Annotated in this window: 3 protein-coding genes; 2 read left to right on the forward strand and 1 reads right to left on the reverse strand. The window is 73.7% G+C overall.

Features of this window, described 5'->3' with window-relative positions:
- Window positions 1-73 precede the first annotated feature (73 nt).
- Window positions 74-1,087 carry a methionyl-tRNA formyltransferase gene (locus D471_RS0104065; protein WP_026127392.1) on the forward strand — a complete coding sequence of 338 codons (1,014 nt, stop codon included), beginning with the start codon at window positions 74-76 and terminating at the stop codon, window positions 1,085-1,087.
- A gap of 48 nt (window positions 1,088-1,135) precedes the next feature.
- Here D471_RS0104065 and D471_RS0104070 read toward each other — a convergent pair whose 3' ends face one another.
- On the reverse strand, window positions 1,136-2,224 hold the full coding sequence (locus D471_RS0104070; protein WP_026127393.1) for a DUF3866 family protein: 1,089 nt from the start codon (window positions 2,222-2,224) through the stop codon (window positions 1,136-1,138).
- Window positions 2,225-2,326: 102 nt separating this feature from the next.
- Here D471_RS0104070 and D471_RS0104075 point away from each other — a divergent pair.
- Window positions 2,327-3,610: WYL domain-containing protein (locus D471_RS0104075; RefSeq protein WP_040688278.1), on the forward strand; the 1,284-nt coding region annotated here is incomplete at its 3' end.

Below are 3,610 nucleotides of genomic sequence, written 5' to 3' on the forward strand. Positions count from 1 at the left end.
TTTTCCACCTCCACTGTGTGTCGGGACCGGGTGCGTAGAGTCGGTGGTATCTGTCCACAGGCGAGGGGGAGCCATGGCAGACCGACGGCGCTACTGCTACGTGTCCGGATTGCGCCTGGGGGTTCCGGGGCTGGAGGAACTGTGCGCCCAGGGGCGTCCGCCCAGTCTCGTGGTGTCCTACAACGCCGAACTCGCGCACCGCTGCGGCTACGCCGACTTCGACTCGCTCACCCGGCGCCTGGGCCTTCCGCACCTGCGCACCGCTGACATCAACTCCGACGAGGCGCGCGACGCCCTGTCCACACACGGCATCGACCTCATGGTCGTCGCGGGCTGGTCCCAGCTGATCCCCGAACAGCTCCTGGACTCCCTGCCCCTGGGCGGGGTCGGGCTGCACCCCTCCCCGCTACCGGTCGGCCGGGGCCGCGCCCCCATCCCCTGGACCATCCTGAGGGACATGCGTTCCAGCGCCGTCACCCTCTTCCACCTGAACCACGAAGCCGACTCCGGCGACATCGTCGACCAGCTCTGGTTCGACGTCGCCCCCGACGTGACCGCCACCGGACTCTACGACCGTGTCGCACGCCTCCAGGCCGAACTGCTCGTGCGCCACCTGGACGACCTCCTGGACGGTACCGCGCCGCGCCGTCCCCAGACCGGCCACGTGTCCGTGTGGCCCCGTCGGCGCCCCTGCGACGGCCTCCTGGACTTCACGGCCTCCGGGGCCGACGTCGACCGCATGGTGCGCGCGCTCGCCGACCCGTACCCGGGTGCCTTCGCGCGCTTCGGCGGGGCCCACATCACCCTGTGCGGGGGCACCCTGACCGACGCGGTCGTCGGGGGCGCCCCCGGGCAGATCGTCTCCGCCGGCCCCCGTAAGGAGTGGGGGGTCACCTGCGGCGACGGCACGGTGTTCGTTCCGGACGCGCTGCGGGTGGACGAGGGGGTGCGTGCCGAGCCCACGTCGCTGGCGATGTTCCGTCCGGGCGCCTCCTTCGACGTGCCCTCGCCGCACATGCTCACGTCCGCGCGGCCCGGTGCGGTCCCCCACCCGTCACCTGACGGCGACTCGCTCCTGCGCGCCTGACCGCCGACACCGTCGCGGCCCGTCGCGGTCCGGCGCCGCGGCCACCCGTCACCCCTCCAGGAGGGCCGCCGCGTGCCGTCCCGCGGCCGCGGCGCTGAGGAAGGCCGCACGGTCCTGCTCCAGCCCCCGGCCCATCGTGGACACCTTCACCGGCAGCGCCCGCAGGTGCTCCTCCAGGCCGGTGACGTCCACCTCCACGAGGGTGTGCCGACCGGCCAGCACGGAGGCCTGGGCGCGCAGGCGTTCCCCGAAGGCCCCCGGCAGCCGGGGCACGACCACGTCCGCTTCGGCCAGGGCCACCCGCCCGTAGGCGGTCAGACTGTGGTGGGACACACCGCGGTGCCGGTCCCGGGGGTCGGCCTCGCTGATCCGCAGCGACGCCACCGCCCGTCCGTCCAGGGCGGCGACCGCGTTGACCGCCTCGCCGCAGGCCACACCGGAGAACCCCCACGGGGTGCCGGTGCCCAGGTTCCCGGGTCCCTGACACACGACCGCCACGTCGGCCTCCAGCACGTGCCGGGCGGCCAGGAGCCCGGAGTGGACGGTCACGGCCTCCAGGTCGCCGCCGAAGGCCTGCCCGGTGGTCACACACCCCGCCAACAGTCCCTCCTGCCGCAGCACCCCCAGGACCTGGGAGAACGCCGCGGGCAGGGCGCCGCCGTCGAGCATGACGTAGGCGATCCGCGCCTCGGGTCGTGTGGCGCGCACCCCCGCCACGACGGCGGGCAGTGCCGAGTGCAAGTCGGCGGCGACGACGGGCATACCGTCGACTCCCGTGGCCTCGCGCAGGGTCGCGTGGTGGGGGGAGTCCTGTTCGTCGGCGCCCAGGACAGTCGCCTGCAACGGGGTGTAGCGGGCCTTGACCAGGTGTCCGGGGCCGCGGGTGTCGTCGGGCAGGCGGTCGGGAACGGCGATGACCAACGCGTAGCCTCCGGTGCCCAGGCCCAGGTCCAAGGCGCTGGTGTTGAGCAGGACCGTGTCGCCCACCCGGGGGCGTCCGACCAGGTCGGTGTAGGCCAGCGCGCGTCGGGTCACCGTTTCCCGTCCGCCCCCGGTGTCCACGGCCACGACGCACGGGAGCACCCCGGGCCAGGAGGGGAGGAGCTGACGGACTTCACCACGGCGCCACCGGATCATGTTGGGCACGGTACCTTCGTTGCTGAAACCGGTGACGGAGCGACGCGCGAGGCGCGGCCCGCGCCGGTCGATCCACCACACACGTCGAGAAGGGTGCTGGCGATGTCGCGCAGGAAGACGGAACGGCAGCTGAACCTGGTCATCTGTCTGCTGTCCACGCGCCGCCATCTCACCGCCCAGGAGATCCGCAAGACGGTGCTGGGGTACGCGGAGGCCGAGAGCGAGGCCGCGTTCAAGCGCATGTTCGAGCGTGACAAGCGCGAACTGCGAGACAGCGGTATCCCCATCCAGGTGGGGACCGGTGACGCGGTCAGCGGCGAGGAGGGCTACCGCATCTCGCGCACCGACTACGAGCTTCCCGAGATCGAGCTGCTGCCCGACGAGGCGGTGGTGCTGGGTCTGGCGGCGCGCGCCTGGCGGCACGCGGCCCTGGGGGAGGCGGCGGCCAACGCGCTGTTCAAGCTGCGGTCGGCCGGGGTCCCGGTGGACAGTGAGGCCGCGCCCGGGCTGTCCCCGGCCATGCGCACCGATGAGCCGTCCTTCGGCCCGGTCTGGCAGGCGGTGCGCGACCGTCGGCCGATCGCGTTCGACTACCGCAAGCCGGGCCAGGAGACGGCGGAGCGGCGCGAGGTCGAACCGTGGGGCATCGTGAACCTGCGCGGTCACTGGTACGTGGTGGGCCACGACCGGGCGCGCGGGGCGCGCCGTGTCTTCCGGCTCGGCCGGGTGCGCGGCGAGGTGACGGTGCTGCGCGGCGGCCCCGACGTGGTCGTTCCCGAGGGTGTGGACCTGCGGTCGGTGGTGGCGGGGCAGCACGCCGAACCCGAGCGGTCCGCGGTCCTGCGGGTGCGCACCGACGCCGCCCACGAACTCCGGCGCGGTGCGCGGCGTGTGGTCGCGGGTGAGCGCGACACCTCCGGTGGCGGTTGGGACACGCTCACCCTGCCCTACGCCGACACGCCCGACCTCGTGCGGCGGGTGGCCTCCTACGGAGCACGGGCGGTGGTGGTGGAACCGGTGGGGGCCCGTCAGGCGATCGCGGCGCACCTGGCCGCCACGGTCGAGTCCGGTGACGGGGCGGACGGCGCCGAAGGGGCCGTGCCCGACGAGGCCCCGGGTGCGCCCGCGCGGGGTCCGCGGTCCGCGGACCAGCTGCGCCGCCTGCTCATGCTCGTGCCCTACGCCCTGGGCCGTGACGTGGGGGTGCCCGAGGTCGCGCGGCACTTCGGGCTCAGTGAGAAGCAGGTCGTGGCCGACCTGAGCCTGTTGTGGATGTGCGGTCTGCCCGGGTACACGCCGGGCGACCTGATCGACGTGGACCTGGACGCGGCCAGGGAGACCGGCGAGATCATCATCGGCAACGCCGACACGCTGGCGCAGCCGCTG

Source organism: Nocardiopsis lucentensis DSM 44048, assembly GCF_000341125.1.
In the GTDB taxonomy this organism is placed as follows: Bacteria; Actinomycetota; Actinomycetes; order Streptosporangiales; family Streptosporangiaceae; genus Nocardiopsis; species Nocardiopsis lucentensis.